The sequence below is a fragment of the Bacillus sp. GC_Bacil_1 genome, from assembly GCF_026540675.1.
Classification (GTDB): domain Bacteria; phylum Bacillota; class Bacilli; order Bacillales; family Bacillaceae_G; genus Bacillus_A; species Bacillus_A cereus.
On sequence record NZ_JALNUG010000006.1, the window covers coordinates 139883 to 156132 of the forward strand.

Below are 16250 nucleotides of genomic sequence, written 5' to 3' on the forward strand. Positions count from 1 at the left end.
GCAAACTAATCTCCTTCTTCTTTTCATAAATAAATGAATAATATACAAAATTAGCCACAAAATAGCACTATATTACAAGATTAAAGAGGGCGTACATATGATTTGGAATTGGTTACGTAAGAAAAAAAAATCAAATACACCAGAAGCAAACGAAACAGATAACTGGGAGCAGCATTCTAACAATCAAGAGGATGATAACAAAGAACAGACTAGAAGTATGAAACATAATAAAGATAAAAATAACGAGAAACAAGATTCCTCTCAGGATAAGCAACAAAGCTCTAAACAAGAGGACTCGTCTCAAGAGAAACAACAAAGTGCTAAGCAAGAGGATTCCTCTCAAGGTAAGCACCAAAGTACTAAACAAGAGGATTCCTCTCAAGATAAACAACAAAACGCTAAACAAGATGAAACTTCTCAGGATAAGCAACAAAACTCTAAACAAGAGGATTCCTCTCAAGATAAACAACAAAGTGCTAAACAAGAGGATTCCTCTCAGGATAAGCAACAAAGCGCTAAACAAGAGGATTCCTCTCAGGATAAGCAGCAAAACGCTAAACAAGAGGATTCCTCTCAGGATAAGCAACAAAACGCTAAACAAGAGGATTCCTCTCAGGATAAGCAACAAAGTGCTAAACAAGGTGATTCGTCTCAAGGTAAACAACAAAGCACTAAGCAAGATGACCCTTCTCAAAATAAGCAACAAAGCTCTGGAGGTAATAGTATTTATGACTTTACAAAACCAGAGAAAGACCGTATTCATTCTCTACAAGATTTAATAGAGAAACTCAAAAAGTCTAGTGATTTTATTAATTACCATACATCTGACGATGAAACGATGCCTTATTGGATTTCTTACTATCGCCCTTCACTTGATGGAGAGAAATTACAGAAATATTTAATGCCCACTCTTTTAGAGAAACCTTGCGCTTCTCTAGAACAACTAAAAGAACATATTCCGATGAGCGGCATTACAATTACGAACGACTTACAAAAAATTGAGGATATGGTTTTAAAGGGGCATGCGATCATTCAATTGAATCAGCAAGATCAAAAATGTATGCTTGCAAACATTGCAATTGATAATTATCGTGCACCAACCCCTCCTTTAAACGAATCAACTGTTATTGGTCCGCAAGAAGGTTTCGTAGAGGATATTGATACAAACATTAATTTAGTTCGAAAACGTCTTCCTGTTTTAGATTTACAAACAAAAGAAATGATTATCGGCGAGTTTTCCAAAACAAAAGTTGTCATGATGTATTTAGACAACCTCGCTGAAAAAGATAATGTAGATTTTCTCGAGGAATCATTACGCGCTCTTGAATATGATCAAATTAATGATAGTGCTTATATACAAGAATTGATGGGTGAAAAATCGATTTTCCCTCTCTATATCAATACAGAACGTACTGATAGAGTCACAAAAGCACTAATTGATGGGAAAATCGCTATTTTTGTGGATGGTTCTCCAAGTGTTTTACTAACACCTGTATCCTATTTCGATTTTTTCATTTCACCAGAAGACTATAACGTCTCTTGGTTATACGCTACATTTTCACGCATTTTACGCCTTATAGCTGTTCTATTTTCAATCTGTGCTACACCGTTATACGTTGCAGTTTTAAATTATCATTATGAACTTATTCCAAGTGATTTACTTGAAACTTTGATTTTATCAAGGGCGCAAGTACCATTCCCACCTTTAATTGAAGCACTCTTTTTAGAACTCGCAATCGATTTATTAAGAGAGGCTGGCGCGAGGTTACCGATGAAAGTTGGTCAAACGCTCGGTATTGTAGGCGGTATCGTAATCGGGCAAGCATCTGTACAAGCTGGGTTAACGAGTAACATTTTATTAATTATCGTTGCACTATCAGCACTCGCTTCCTTTATTACACCTATTTATAAAATGGGTAACGCTGTTCGATTATTACGCTTCCCGTTTCTCATATTTGCAGAAATAGGTGGACTTTTCGGTATTTCTCTTGGATTTATCTTTTTATTTACTCATCTATTTAGACTTACTTCCTTACGTAAGCCATACGCTTTATTTTACCCGACAAGGCAACAATCAGTTAAAGATTCTTGGATTCGTTTCCCATTAACAATGATCGATACAAGAGATGTACAAGCAAGGCCACAACATGTAAAAAAAGCAGCGAAAGGAATTTCAACAAAACATAGATCAGACTTTGATGATTAAGAAATGAGGTGCATTCGATGAGTAAAGTTCAAGAAAAATATCAAATATCTCCTGTCTTTGTTTTCTTCTTAATTCACGGTGCACAGTTTGGAGCTGGCGTTCTCGGATTTGCTCGAATCACCGCAAAGGCCGCTGGATATGACGGCTGGATGGGCGTTCTAATCACAGGACTCTGTATCCAAATTCTTATATGGATGATGTATTTTTTATTAAAAGAAACAAACGGGAATTTAATTGATTTACAACGACAAACCTTTGGAAAGTGGATAGGGAACGTCTTTAATATCATCTTTGCAACTTATTTTTTAATCGTCAGTATTTCGGTTATTCGAACATATGTTGAAATTATTCAAGTATGGATGTTCCCAACTGCCTCCACCTTTATGTTAACACTATTTTTGTGCCTAGTTAGCTATTACATCATTTCTTCTGGTTTTCGTGTCATTACAGGCATTTGCGTCATCTCTGTCGGTGGTACACTAGGGTATTTATTTCTAAGCTTATTCGTTTTGAAATACTCACATTGGGAGAATTTATTACCCATCTTCACACATTCTTTTTCAGATATTTTAAAATCCGCTCAACTGTCAATCTACAGTATGACTGGTTTTGAGATTTACCTTATGGTTTATCCATTTGTGAAAAACCCTAAACAATCTCATAAATTTGCTCAATATGGGGCACTATTTTCAAACCTTCTATATTTATTTAGCACCCTTCTAGCCTTTTCGTTTTTTAGTGAAAAACAATTATTAAAAACGATATGGGCCCAACTTTCTATGACCCAAGTTATTCAATTACCATTCATAGAAAGGCTAGAATATATCGCAATTTCAGCTTATGCCCTCGTTATTATTACAAGTTTTATTCTACCTTTATGGGCAGCAGCGAGAGCAACGCACGAAATATTCCGTGTAAAACAAAGAGGTGTTTTAATCGCTTTTATGTTTATCACTCTCATTGTTTCACAACTTTTAACAAACAGACACGATATTAATAATTTTATTAGTAATGCATCAAAAGGAAGCTTTTGGCTCATTTATGTATACATCCCAATTCTATTTATTATTGTGTGGGTGAAAAGAAAATGGAAAAAATCAAAAATAAATTAATACTTATCTCTTGTATAACACTCTTTAGTCTAACTGGATGTTTACAAAAAAATATTATCGATGACGTACACCTTATCCAAGGAACTGTCTTCGATGTAGCAAAAGATAATAAAATAAAGGTAACATTTGTTTGTCCTATTCAGCAAAAAGGGAACAAAGTTCAAGTTTTTGAAGGAACAGCAAATGCGGTAAAACAAGTAAAAGCCGACACATCTTTAGAGTCTTCTCAACCATTTGCTAGCGGGCAAATGCGGGTTGCTCTATTTACCACCCGAATTGCTAAGAAAGGAATGGTTGCTTCCTTCGATACATTAATTCGTGATGTAAACATCGGAAATGCCTTATATGTTGCTTTACTTGAAGGTAATGGTACTGAGCTTTTAAAAGGAAAGTACACGACTTCATCCAACGTTGCAATTTATATAAAAAAAATGCTAGAACATAATATGGAGACCGGTCCTTTACCAACAGATAATCTGCATGTAGGAGCATTCCGTTATTATCAAGAAGGGCAAGACTACTATATTCCAATTTTAAAGAAACATGGTGATAAAATAAAAATCACGGGAATTGGTCTTTTTAAAAAGGATAAATACGTTGGTAAAATCGCGGAAAAAGATATGTTTATATTCAAAGGACTTTTAGAAAAACATAAGTTAGATTCACATGAATTTAAAGCAGATCCTGGGTACGTAATGATTAATAATATTCGTTCTGTTCCAACATACGATATAAAAATAAAAAATGGTAAGCCTTTCTTTTCCATTCATGTTAAACTTGAGGCTCGTATTCAAGAAGTATCGAAACAGATTAACTTAGAGAATGCTAAGAACACAAAAAAGATTGAGAAGGTTGTTCAAAAACAATTGGAGACACAAGGTAAGAAATTAATTAAGCAGTTTAAATCTTTAGATGTCGACCCTCTCGGGCTAGGAGCTAAATATAAGCAACATTATCGCCCATTCAAATTAGAAGAGTGGAAAAAAATGTACAAAGATGTTCCCGTTACTATAAAATACACCGTAGACATTACAAATTCTGGTGTAATTGAATGAGAAATGATTGAACTCCTCTCTCCAGCATGATACAACGGAGAGAGGAGTTTTTTATTATCAAATAGAGAGAGAAGATATTTATGGGGGAGCTTATGTCTAAAAAATTAGTAAAGCCTATTTTAAATGGTATTTTATTTCTCGGCGTCTTTTTATTTGCTCATACATACTTAAAAAATGTTTCCTTCACACGTTACTTGCTTGTCGTTATACCAATGTTACTCGTCGGTATTTTTGGCATCGATCTTATTCTATCCATTTTAATAAAAAAAGAAGAATAACGAGCGAACATCTTATTTCGATAAGATGTTCTTTTCATTTCATAATCACCTTATGTTACAATAAACTTCGGCATAACGTAAGAAAGGATGAAACAACATGACAAACGAAAAAGGTTTAGATAAAGGATACGAACTTGTTGCGAAAATGCATGAAGTATTCGGACATCCTGTGACAAATACTCCAACAAAATTAACAGAAGAGCGTGCAAAAATCCGTGCAAGTTTTATGCAGGAAGAACTAGAAGAATTTCTAGAGGCAACGACTGTTGAAGATCAATACGATGCACTGATTGACCTTATTTACTTTGCATTCGGAACGTTTGCAGAAATGGGCGTACGTCCAGATAAAGGATTCGAAATTGTAAACAACGCCAACATGGCAAAACTATTCCCTGATGGGAAGCCTCGATTCCGTGAAGGCGACGGTAAGATTCTAAAGCCAGAAGGCTGGCAAGCACCGGAACCACAACTTCGTGCTGAAATTGAACGTCAGCGTCAAGAAGCTGAAAAAAACTGCTAGGATTTCCTAGCAGTTTTTTATTATGGCTTTTTTTCTGCCAATCATTAATGACCCACGTGCCCTGCGTGTCCTGCTGCTCCACTAATACTAGCTGCTCCTGCCGCTGCCCCTGCTGCTCCTGCCCCAATTCCACCTGTCCAAGGAGAAGATTGTTGCTGTTGTTGATATTGCTGATATTGTTGATGATGTTGGTGCTGTTGACCTTGGTGTCCATGATGTTGGCCTTGGTGCCCATGATGACCGTGTTGGCCTTGATGACCTTGGTGATGGTGGTGACCTTGGTGTCCATGATGTTGGCCTTGGTGGTGATGTCCATGGTGACCATGTTGGCCTTGGTGAGTTTGATAAAGAACAGCTTGCGGATGAATGTGGTGGTGACCTTGATGATGTACTTGTTGTTGGTGATGACCATGATGGCCTTGGTGACCTTGATGGTGATGATGACCATGATGGCCTTGGTGACCTTGATGGTGATGATGACCGTGGTGGCCATGTTGGCCTTGATGGTGATGATGACCATGATGGCCTTGGTGGTGGTGATGTACATGATGACCGTGGTGGCCTTGGTGATGGTGATGTACATGATGATCGTGAACACCCTGTGGATAACCACCTACTCCTCCTGCCACTACACCTACTCCCGGTACAGGGAATCCTGTCTGCACTCCTCCAACGAAAGAAGGAAATGTAGTTGGTCCCCCTACTGGAATTCCTGTCTGTACGCCAGCTACTGATGTTGGAAATCCTCCTGTTACTGTAGGCATTCCAGCCCCTGATGTCGAAAATCCTCCCATTAATGTAGGCATTCCAGTTTGCATGCCAGCTACCGATGTTGGAAATCCTCCTGCTGCTCCACCCATCCAGCTCGGAATTCCACCGTATCCTTGTTGTCCTCCTCCCATTAACATCATTTGTTCATAACTATCCGATCCACCCCCGAAGAAACCATGTGGTGCATTATTGTCCATCCCTTTCATTCCTTTCACCTCTTCTGCTCAATTTTACCTACCTTTTTTATCATATTTCCTAGTGAAGAATAGGTGTTTGTCTTTATAAGAATTCCTCAACAAACAAATTAAAGGAAAAGATGCAAAACGCCTTTAAAGTAAACTTCTTTATAAATTAAAAACTTATATAAAAGTGATCCAAAGATTATTTTTTACACAAAAAAGCTCAGAGTATAAATACTCTGAGCTTTTATTTAGAATACATTAGTTTGCAACAACGTTAACAAGTTTTCCAGGAACAACAATTACTTTACGAACTGTTTTCCCTTCAATTTGGTCTTGAATTGCTTCAAGTGCAAGTTGTTCCATTTCTTCTTTTGATGCGTCTTTACTCATTGTTAGTTTTGCGCGAACTTTACCCATAACTTGAACAACGATTTCAACTTCATCTTCTACAAGTTTAGACTCATCAAATGTTGGCCAGCTTGCATATGTGATTGTTTCATTGTATCCAAGTTTGCTCCATAGCTCTTCCCCGATATGAGGTGCAACTGGTGCAATCATTTTTACGAAACCTTCTACATATTCTCTTGGAAGTGTTTCAGCTTTGTATGCATCGTTGATGAATACCATCATTTGAGAAATCGCTGTGTTGAAGCGAAGCTCTGCATAGTCTTCTGTTACTTTCTTCACTGTTTGATGGTAAGCTTTTTCAAGCTCTTTATTTGGTGCGTCAGTAATTTTCTCACTTAATTCACCGTTATCTTGAACGAATAGACGCCATACGCGGTCTAGGAAACGACGAGCTCCGTCAAGACCATTTTCAGACCAAGCAATTGAAGCATCTAATGGTCCCATGAACATTTCGTATAGACGAAGTGTATCTGCACCGTGGCTTGCTACGATATCATCAGGGTTTACAACGTTACCTTTTGATTTACTCATTTTCTCGTTGTTTTCACCTAGAATCATACCTTGGTTGAATAATTGTTGGAACGGTTCTTTCGTTGGAACTACACCGATATCGTATAATACTTTATGCCAGAAACGAGCATATAGTAAGTGAAGTACAGCGTGCTCTGCACCACCGATATAAATATCAACTGGAAGCCATTGTTTTACTTTTTCAGGATCTACAAGTGCTTCGCTATTGTTTGGATCGATGTAACGTAGGTAATACCAACAGCTACCAGCCCATTGCGGCATTGTATTTGTTTCACGACGACCTTTTTTACCAGTCTCAGGATCAACAACATTTACCCACTCGTCAATGTTAGCAAGTGGTGATTCACCTGTACCTGAAGGACGGATGTTTTCTGTTTTCGGAAGAACTAATGGTAATTCCTCTTCTTTCACAGCTGTCATTGTACCATCTTCCCAGTGAATTACTGGAATTGGCTCACCCCAGTAACGTTGACGGCTGAATAACCAGTCACGTAGACGGTACGTTACTTTTTGATTTCCTGCGCTCGTTACTTCAAGCCATTCAATCATTTTTGCGATTGCTTCTTCTTTATTTAATCCATCAAGGAATGCTGAGTTTACGTGTGCACCATCACCTGTGTACACTTCTTTCGTAATATCTCCGCCTTTTACAACTTCCTTCATTGGAAGATTAAATACTGATGCGAATTCATAATCACGCTCATCGTGAGCTGGAACTGCCATTACAGCACCTGTTCCGTAAGTTGCAAGAACATAGTCAGCAATCCAGATTGGTAATTTCTCACCGTTTACTGGGTTAACTGCGTAAGCACCAGTGAATACACCAGTTTTTTCTTTCGCAAGTTCTGTACGCTCTAGGTCACTCTTCATTTTTACAGCGTTAATGTAAGCTTCTACCGCTTCTTTTTGTTCTGCTGTTGTAATTTCTGCAACAAGTGCATGTTCCGGAGCAAGTACACAATATGTTGCACCAAATAGTGTATCAGGACGCGTTGTGAAAACTGTGAACTTCTCATCTGTACCGTCGATGTTGAAGTGTACTTCTGCACCTTCAGAACGACCGATCCAGTTACGTTGCATATCTTTTAAACTTTCAGGCCAATCAAGCTCATCTAGATCTTCTAATAGACGATCTCCGTAAGCTGTAATTTTTAACATCCACTGTCTCATCGGACGACGCTCAACTGGATGTCCACCACGCTCACTCTTACCGTCAATGATTTCTTCGTTTGCAAGTACTGTACCAAGTGCTGGACACCAGTTTACAGGTACTTCATCAACGTAAGCTAAGCCTTTTTCAAATAGTTTTAAGAAGATCCATTGTGTCCACTTATAGTAGTTTGGATCTGTTGTATTTACTTCACGGTCCCAATCATAAGAGAAACCTAATGATTTAATTTGGTTACGGAACGTATTAATATTATGCTCTGTAAATTCAGCTGGGCTGTTTCCAGTATCAAGTGCATATTGCTCTGCTGGAAGACCAAATGCATCCCATCCCATTGGATGAAGAACGTTATACCCTTGCATACGCTTCATACGAGATAAAATATCTGTCGCTGTATAACCTTCTGGATGTCCTACGTGTAGGCCTGCACCTGATGGATATGGGAACATATCTAGTGCATAAAATTTTGGTTTTTCTGTCTCATCTGGCGTACGGAATGTTTTATTCTCTTCCCAGTACCCTTGCCACTTCTTCTCAATATCTTGATGATTAAAGCTCATGAGATACCCTCCTTGAAATTCTATTTATTTTCACCGCCCAAAATACAAAAAACCTCTCATCCCTAGAAAGGGACGAGAGGTTATAGATTCCCGCGGTACCACCCTAAATTAATGTAAAAATATACATTCGCTTAGATCCGTAACGTGGATTAACGGCAATTGCTACTATTAGTTTCACAACTGCAACTCAAAGGCGAGTTCATAACGAAACGTGGATTGACTTGCACCGACCGTCAACTCTCTAAACCAGCTTCTATTACTACTACTCCTTCTCACTGTTATTACACATATAAGTTAAGTGAACTATCCTTCACCTAGTATCTCTTAAGAGCTTACTTAAAGCGAGGACTTCTCGGTTAATCGTTACTCTTAATAACTAACGAATTTATCTTAAGACAGCCGAGCTATCTCCCTTGTTCTAAAGGTTGTTTTATTTAAATATATTCTAAAACATGTGAACATGTTCCGTCAAACTAAACTGCAATTTTTTCTTCAACTGTTTCTTCTACTTTTACTCGTTTATCATAAATACTCGTTGCTATAAGCGCTACTACAAGCATTACCATGATTGCTATAAACAATACTTCCATATTGTATAAATCCACAATTGCTCCGCCAACGACCGGCCCGAACATTTTCCCTACAGTCGCCGCACTATTTACGACCCCTTGATAAAACCCTAATTTATCTTTTGGTGCAAGTATATTTGCAATCGTTGGAACCGCAGGCCATACAAATAACTCACCAATTGTTAATGTTACCATCGCAATGAGGAACATCGTAAATTGCTGCGCTTGACTTAACACAATGAATGACGCCGCAAAAATGAAAATTCCAATCATAATTTGTTGCTTTAAAGAACGCTTCATCCAGCGAATTAACATACTAACTAACGGCTGCGCACAAACGATCATCGCTCCGTTTATCGTCCATAATAAACTATAGTGGCGAAGGCTAATATTCAATTCTTGCATATGTGTTGCAATCGCTCCTTGCCACTGTACGTATGTAACCCAGCATAAAGCATATGCTACACATACGATAAGAAGTGCTTTGAATCCAGGTGTAAGTGACCAACCTTTTTTCGTCTCGACTTCTTTTTGCACTCCTGGCTCTTTCTTGTCTTCCATACCACGGAATCCAATAAAAGCAATTAAGAAGAAAACAAAGTATAAAATAAAGTTCGCTAAGAAAATATAATCAAAACGATATGAAGCAACTAAACCACCGCACGCTGTTCCAATCGCAATACCAACGTTTTGTCCAACGTACATCGCATTAAACGCTCGTCTTCCGCCCTCTGGCCAAACCGTACCAACCATCGCGTACATCGATGGGAAGACCATCCCAGAACCGAAGCCGATTAACGCTAGCCACACAACATATAACGGCCAACCGTGGAAGAACACAAGACCTAAAATCGATACAAGTGTAATGACAATCCCTACTAAAATTGATTTATAACCGCCCCATTTATCAAATAAAACACCGCCGAGCAAGTTTCCGATTACACCAGTAAGCGAGTTGATCATTAATACAATTCCGGCCACAGATAAAGATTTGCCTAGGTGATCATGCAAATAAATTGTATTAAAAGGCCATAAAAAAGAAGCACCCGTGACATTAATAATCATCCCAGCTACTAATAGCCATACTTTCCTTGGCATAGTTTCCCCTCCTATTCTATTTTTTTCGTTCATATATATAACAGTAAAATTGTAGTCGTTTTTAAATAGGAAGGCAACTGATTAATAGTTGATGAAATTCAGATAATGGTTTTGCGGTAAATGAAATTATATTGATTACTTCTTGGATTATATCAGCGATTATTAAAATATATCGACTTACCGACAAAAAACGACAACAGTAACAATATATAAAAGGGTAGACTGCATGAAATTTTCATGCAGTCTACCCTTATTTGTACTATCCAACTTCTTTTTCTCGCTTCGCACTTTCTTTAGCGCTCCATTTAAATATTTTATCTAGTAAGGAATATATTCTCCCAGATTCTTTTGTTAACAAAGGTCCTAACGATGCTAATATTAAAACATACAAAGCTGAGAATGGTTTAATCGTTGCCATTAAGCCGCCCGCAATTCCAATATTCGCGACGATAATGGAAAATTCTCCGCGTGATACAAGTGTTAAACCGATATTCGTAGAAGCCTTATGCGATAACCCAGCTTTACGCCCCGCAACCATTCCAGCAGTAAAATTACCGATAAGAGTAATGAAAACTGCTCCTAATGCCAACCACACTGCTCCGCCAAGTGAAAATGGGTCTATACTTAAACCGAAGCTGAAAAAGAATATAGCTCCAAAGAAATCACGAAACGGAACGACAAGCTGTTCAATTCGATCACTATGCTCTGTTTCAGAAAAAACGAGTCCTAGTAATAATGCTCCAATTGCCTCTGCAACATGAATCGTTTCTGAAAATCCTGCTACAAAGAATAAAATAGCGAATATTACGATAATAAAAATTTCATTGGACGAAATATCTAACATTTTATTTAAGAATCGTGTAGCTTTTCTAGCAACTACAAAGAATAGTAGCATATACCCTACTGCGATTAAAATAGATGTAAGAGCACCTACAAATGACGTTGCCCCTCCGAGTACTAATCCTGAAACGACTGATAAATATACCGCTAAAAAGATATCATCAAACATAATGATTCCTAAAATTAGCTCCGTCTCTTTATTACCAGATCTTCTTAAATCAACAATTACTTTCGCAACAATTGCACTCGATGAAATTGTTATGATCCCAGCAATAATTAATGTTTCTAATAAGGGGAAACCCATTATATATCCGTAAAGTAAACCTAATATAAAATTAAGCGATATATGAACAGTTCCCCCAAAAGCAATTGATTTTCCTGATTTAATTAATTTTTTAATTGAGAATTCTAAGCCTAAATAGAATAAGAGGAATATAACGCCAACACGGCCGAGGAAGGAAATAACTTCTCCACTTTCAATAAATCTTAAATCGATAAGCCCTAAATCTGGGGCATGTGGTCCCACTAGCATACCGAGTATAATGAGAAACGGAATAATCGAGAACTTTAACTTTGCAGCGAGAATAGCTGCAAAAGCGACTAATACTAACGCAGTTCCAACTTCAAAGATTAAAGTATCCATCGATTATGAATCCCCTCCTACTGAAAGCAACTCATTAATAATTCTTTTTACTTCATGTCTTTCGCCTGATAATACGAGCATATCGCCAGCTTCAATGATAGAATCTGGGCCTGGATTAAAGAACTTCTTCATATTCTTTTTCAAAATGGCAATAATCGTTACGTTATATGTGTTTCGAACATGTAAACTACCAATTGTTTTTTGTACAACTGGTGCATTATTTTCCACCTTAAACCACTCAATTGATAATCCCTCAAAAGCCATTTCAATCGTATCTAAAGCTTGTGGCCTATATACCATTCCGCCCAATATAGCTGCAATTTGTCTCGCTTCAGAATCACGAAGAGAGACACTTGAAATACTCTCTTCATGATCAGCATCAAAATGGTACATTTCTCTTCGGCCATCATCATGAATAACGATAACCATCTTTTCATTACCTTTTGTAATCACTTCAAACTTACATCCAATACCCGGCAGTTCACTCTCTCTAATATTCATATTTTCCGCCTCCTAATTTTTTAGTTACGGCTTTTATAAATCGACATCAATCTCCGTTTTAAAGGTCTCATCCTTTGAGATACCTAAATACTTTAGTGTCTCTGATGGAGTCGCGTGATGAAAATGTTTTTGCAATAGCGCAATCGCTATCCCTCTTTTGTACGCATGAAATCCGAACGTTTTTCGCATTGAATTCGTTCCGATTTTACCAACAACTCCAACTGCTTCTGCAGCATTATGAATTACACGATACGCTTGTTGGCGCGTAATTGAATTTGGCGTTTTATTAGATTGAAATACGTAATTTTCTCTTTTAACGCCAATAGATTGTACGTAATCTAAAAGCGCTTCTTTTACTTTTGTATTTAAATAAATATCTTGTTTAAATTTTTCATCTTTCACAGGAAGAGCATAAAACTCTTTAACAGTCCCGTCTTCATTTAATACATCTTCAAATTTCATGCTAAGTAGTTCTGTAATTTTTAATCCTGTGTTAATTCCAATAACAAATAAAAGATAATCTCGCTGGGAGTGCTCTTTTAAATATTTTTTCATAGCCTCAATTTGGCTTATATCTTTTAATGCCTCTACAACTTCCATACATGTATTCTCCTCATCTTATGAACGGTAATTTTCTCATTATGTTGTCCATTTTACCTTATCATGCTATGAGATTTCCATGTGTTATCCATTATTTTCACAATATACTCAGGTGGTTCTGAAAACTTTCAATGTGGAAACTTACGATTGTATAAATACGTTGCGGTAAAAAAATGTGGGGATAAAAGTTCAGCTTCTTTCTACAGATTGGATTCCTCCTTTCCTTATACAGCTACTTCTACTTTTATATTACGTTACTTACTTACATTATATTATACATTTCAGTAACATTAAAGTGTTTTTTTCTGAAAATAATAAAAACCGAGCGTTTTTGCTCGGTTTTTATTATTAGTCTTCTTTCGGAAGAACAATTCCTTTATACAATTGAACGGTAATGAAGTAATAAATCGCATAAATAACTACGAAAATTACAATTGGTACCCAAATACGGAAGTACGGATCGATTAAAATAAATCCGAAAATATTCATACCAACTAATACGTGAGCGATACCCACAATTGCTGGGAATAAGAATACTAAGAATAACTCTTTATAAATCGATTTCGTTAGTAACTCACGGCGCACACCGATTTTACGAAGCATTTGATAACGCGTAATATCTTTTGATGCACCAGAAAGAATTTTAAACATAAGGCAGCTTGCCATCATTGCTAAGAACGCAATTCCAAGGAAGAATCCCATAAATACTGTTCCACTCGCAATGCCATAGAACCCACTATAAGCTTGATATTTACTATCCATTTGTTCAGCTTTTACATTTTTATATTTATCTAGCTGCAACTCATCAAGTTTTTTCCATTCTTTTTTATATGTTAAAAAATCATCTGTTTTTCCGATAAATGCTATACCTTCTTTACCATTCATCCCATCATACATTTTTTGATCTACAATTTTAATTGCATGATCATTGTATAAATAATATGGATGGATTGTACTAAAAGCATCTATCCATTCCACTGAAAGTTCTTTAGCGTTCGCATCTTTTTCATTCATTTCTCTAGAAACTGCGCCTACTGGTAATTCCTGTGAAGCCTTCTTAGTATTTACTAAATCCTTCATCGACTTCATCTTTGCCATATCTTTTACTAAAGGACGATTTTTCTCTAAATCTTCTTTTAAATAGTAAACGTATTTATCATCAACTTTATAACGATATTCGCTTTTCTCTTTAAATGTAATACCATCTAAAATTTTCTTTTCTTCAGCTGTTGGATTATGAACTACTGAATCATATATTACTAAACCATCTACCATTTTGATAACGTTATTTTTAAATGCCATGCCACCTGAAATTGCACCAGCTCCAAGTGCAACTAACATTGCCACTGTTGCAAGTACTTTCGTTAAACTATTAATTCGGAAGTTTAATTGTGCAAATGTAAAAGCATTAAGTCCTTTTTCACTACGCTTTTTATTACTTTTTAACTTTTTAATAATGACTGGAAGAAGTGAGCCAAATAGCATGTAAGTACCAGCTGTCGTTGTAATTAATGCAATAAGGATTCCCATCTCTTTTAGTTTTTCCATATAGATCATAGATGCATAACCTATACCTAATAAAATCACAGCAAGGAATGCCACTACAACTGTCTTTTTACCTTTTACTGCAACACGCTCTGTTTGTGCATCTGCATGTACTAGTTGCAATACAGAAATACGTGACAATTTAATACTGTTCATAATTGCTGATAATACAAATAGTGCAAAGAAGAAGATGCAAGTAACAGTCATAGATGGTAGATAAAATGCTTTATACCCTTCACCAGCAAATTCAAGCTGTTTCATTAATAACTGTCCAATACCTTCTGCAAGTCCTACTCCAACTGCAATCCCGATTGCAAGAGACGCAGCACCTAATACGATTGTTTCAATAAACATAAGTAATGTAACTTTATGTTTTTTCGCACCTAACATCATATACATACCGAACTCTTTTTGACGAAGAGATAATAAGAAAGAGTTTGCATATAAAATGTAGAAGAACGTTATAATTGCTAATAAAAATGATCCTGCTTGGAATACGAATCCAATAGATTTAATCACTGAATTAGATTCTAAAAACGCTTTATTCAGTGCTAACGTTTGGAACATGTAAAAAATTGAAATCGACATGACAAGACCAACAAGTAAGACGATATAATCTTTCAGCTTACTTTTCAGCCCCGACATGGAAAGTTTAAATAACATACTGGAACCTCCTTTCTTACGCCTTTTGTGTACCTAAATCTGCAAGTACATCTAAAATTTCTTTGTAGAACTCTTCACGCATACCACCGCGATGAATTTCTTTATATAGCTCACCATCTTGAATGAATAAAATACGCTGACAGTAACTTGCACTATATGGATCATGCGTAACCATCATAATCGATACGCCTTGATCTTTATTTAAGTTTGTCATCGCATCAAGTAAACTCGTTGCATTTTTAGAATCAAGCGCTCCTGTTGGCTCGTCCCCTAAAATAATTGCCGGCTCATGCACAAGTGCACGCGCTGCTGCTGAACGTTGTTTCTGTCCACCAGATACTTCAGATGGATACTTTTGAAGTATTTCTGTAATCCCTAACATATCCGCTACTTTTTCTACTTTCGGTCCAATATTACGTGATGCGACACCTTGAAGAGAAAGTGGAAGTGCAATGTTTTCATAAATAGATAAGTTCTCTAATAAGTTAAAATCTTGGAAGATAAATCCTAATTTTTGCGAACGGAAATCTGAAAGCTCACCTTGCTTCATTTTCGTAATATCCGTTCCCGCAATTTCAACAACGCCGCCCGTTGCCTTATCTAACGTTGAAATTACATTTAATAATGTCGTTTTACCAGAACCAGATGGTCCCATAATTCCAACAAACTCACCCTCTTGAATTGAGAATGAAACACCCTTTAACGCGTGTGATTGGTTCTCACCTTTTTTACCGTACACTTTTTGAACGTTTTTCACGTCTACAACTGGTTTCGTCATATATATCCTCCTACGCTTGTTTTTCCATTACCTATTTTGCGCTTTTTAGAAGTGAACTGCTATTTGTTAACATTACATTTACCTTACACTTTTGTAATATAAAAAAGGTGTGCTTGTAAGTTTGGCTTTTACTACTTTAAATATTAGTGACATATTGAATCGGTAAATGAAATTATATCGGCGATTTTTCAAATATATCGGCGCAACTACAAAAGCTGAAAA

General features: G+C 36.8%; 13 protein-coding genes and 1 other annotated feature. Of the genes, 5 read left to right on the plus strand and 8 right to left on the minus strand.

Translation table 11 applies throughout. From position 1 onward, the window contains the following. The first annotated feature begins 97 nt into the window (after positions 1-97). From OXT04_RS11705 to OXT04_RS11725, 5 genes are all read left to right on the plus strand, one after another. Positions 98-2206 (plus strand): spore germination protein, encoded by a 2109-nt coding sequence (locus OXT04_RS11705; RefSeq protein WP_267414754.1) that lies wholly within the window; start codon positions 98-100, stop codon positions 2204-2206. Between the two features lie 17 nt (positions 2207-2223). Next, positions 2224-3318, plus strand: coding sequence for a spore germination protein (locus OXT04_RS11710; protein WP_000049088.1), 1095 nt, complete (start codon positions 2224-2226; stop codon positions 3316-3318). After that, positions 3294-4373 (plus strand): Ger(x)C family spore germination protein, encoded by a 1080-nt coding sequence (locus OXT04_RS11715; RefSeq protein WP_000411350.1) that lies wholly within the window; start codon positions 3294-3296, stop codon positions 4371-4373. The genes OXT04_RS11710 and OXT04_RS11715 overlap by 25 nt, the downstream gene beginning before the upstream one ends. Positions 4374-4465: 92 nt before the next feature. Continuing rightward, on the plus strand, positions 4466-4651 hold the full coding sequence (locus OXT04_RS11720; RefSeq protein WP_000038779.1) for a hypothetical protein: 186 nt from the start codon (positions 4466-4468) through the stop codon (positions 4649-4651). 97 nt (positions 4652-4748) lie between these two features. After that, positions 4749-5171 (plus strand): pyrophosphohydrolase domain-containing protein, encoded by a 423-nt coding sequence (locus OXT04_RS11725; protein ID WP_000180554.1) that lies wholly within the window; start codon positions 4749-4751, stop codon positions 5169-5171. Positions 5172-5215: 44 nt separating this feature from the next. On the opposite strand, the gene OXT04_RS11730 is transcribed toward OXT04_RS11725, so the two are convergent. From OXT04_RS11730 to OXT04_RS11765, 8 genes are all read right to left on the minus strand, one after another. After that, a complete protein-coding gene (locus tag OXT04_RS11730) occupies positions 5216-6148 on the minus strand; it encodes a hypothetical protein (RefSeq protein ID WP_100910452.1) in 933 nt (310 codons plus the stop codon). Positions 6149-6382: 234 nt separating this feature from the next. Next, on the minus strand, positions 6383-8791 hold the full coding sequence (gene leuS, locus OXT04_RS11735; protein ID WP_000009442.1) for a leucine--tRNA ligase: 2409 nt from the start codon (positions 8789-8791) through the stop codon (positions 6383-6385). Between the two features lie 65 nt (positions 8792-8856). Further along, positions 8857-9076, minus strand: a binding site (T-box leader). Positions 9077-9264: 188 nt separating this feature from the next. Continuing rightward, on the minus strand, positions 9265-10458 hold the full coding sequence (locus OXT04_RS11740) for an MDR family MFS transporter (protein ID WP_267414772.1): 1194 nt from the start codon (positions 10456-10458) through the stop codon (positions 9265-9267). A 259-nt stretch (positions 10459-10717) separates the two neighbouring features. Further along, positions 10718-11941, minus strand: a complete 1224-nt coding sequence (locus OXT04_RS11745) for a cation:proton antiporter (protein ID WP_000380176.1) — start codon at positions 11939-11941, stop codon at positions 10718-10720. A gap of 3 nt (positions 11942-11944) precedes the next feature. Next, entirely contained in the window at positions 11945-12442 is a 498-nt protein-coding gene (locus tag OXT04_RS11750; RefSeq protein WP_001026053.1) for a cation:proton antiporter regulatory subunit, read from the minus strand. Positions 12443-12475: 33 nt separating this feature from the next. Continuing rightward, positions 12476-13042, minus strand: a complete 567-nt coding sequence (locus tag OXT04_RS11755) for a tyrosine-type recombinase/integrase (RefSeq protein ID WP_000454206.1) — start codon at positions 13040-13042, stop codon at positions 12476-12478. A gap of 348 nt (positions 13043-13390) precedes the next feature. Further along, on the minus strand, positions 13391-15250 hold the full coding sequence (locus OXT04_RS11760; protein WP_267414784.1) for an FtsX-like permease family protein: 1860 nt from the start codon (positions 15248-15250) through the stop codon (positions 13391-13393). Positions 15251-15266: 16 nt separating this feature from the next. Continuing rightward, the gene (locus OXT04_RS11765) at positions 15267-16028 is read right to left on the minus strand and encodes an ABC transporter ATP-binding protein (RefSeq protein ID WP_000165836.1); all 762 of its coding nucleotides are present in this window, start codon (positions 16026-16028) and stop codon (positions 15267-15269) included. Between the last annotated feature and the right edge of the window lie 222 nt (positions 16029-16250).